Consider the following 780-nt stretch of genomic DNA (forward strand, 5'->3'; position numbering starts at 1 on the left):
CGCCCTCTTAAGACTTGGTTTCCCTTCGGCTCCGTACCTATAGTACTTAACCTTGCCAGTAAACGTAACTCGCCGGACCGTTCTACAAAAAGTACGCGGTTGTGCACATAAGGCACTTCCACAGCTTGTAAACACAGGGTTTCAGGTTCTCTTTCACTCCCCTCCCGGGGTCCTTTTCACCTTTCCTTCACAGTACTATGCGCTATCGGTCACTGAGGAGTATTTAGCCTTGGAGGGTGGTCCCTCCTGCTTCCCACAAGGTTTCCCGTGTCTCGTGGTACTCTGGATCCTGCCAGCCTCTCATCAATTTCGCCTACGGGATTTTCACCCTCTCTGATCAGATTTCCCAAAACTGTTCGGCTATTGATTCGAGTACCTTATGCAGTCCACAACCCCGCGGTGCACGCACCACGGTTTGGGCTCTTTCCATTTCGCTCGCCGCTACTTTGGAAATCGAGGTTTCTTTCTTCTCCTCGGGGTACTTAGATGTTTCAGTTCCCCCGGTTCCCTTCCATACGTTATGGATTGGCGTATGGATACTTGAGGTTTGCTCAAGTGGGTTTCCCCATTCGGATATCTCCGGATCAATGGATATTTGCTCCTCCCCGAAGCTTTTCGCAGCTTATCACGTCCTTCATCGGCTCTCAGTGCCAAGGCATCCACCCTGCGCTCTTAATGCTTGACCTGTATTCTTGGTCCGCTGCCATCATAGCGTTGATGACAGGCTTTTGTGTTCTCTGCTTTAAAAGCAATTGATTCAATAATCTTTCGATTATCTCT

The 780-nt window shown here is 49.6% G+C and carries 1 rRNA gene; it reads right to left on the bottom strand.

What is annotated here, in order from left to right:
* Window positions 1-685: ribosomal RNA gene (locus DW965_RS18830) — 23S ribosomal RNA — on the bottom strand; the annotation flags it as partial.
* Window positions 686-780: the final 95 nt, after the last annotated feature.

Source organism: Blautia sp. AM47-4 (assembly GCF_003479865.1).
In the GTDB taxonomy this organism is placed as follows: domain Bacteria; phylum Bacillota; class Clostridia; order Lachnospirales; family Lachnospiraceae; genus Fusicatenibacter; species Fusicatenibacter saccharivorans.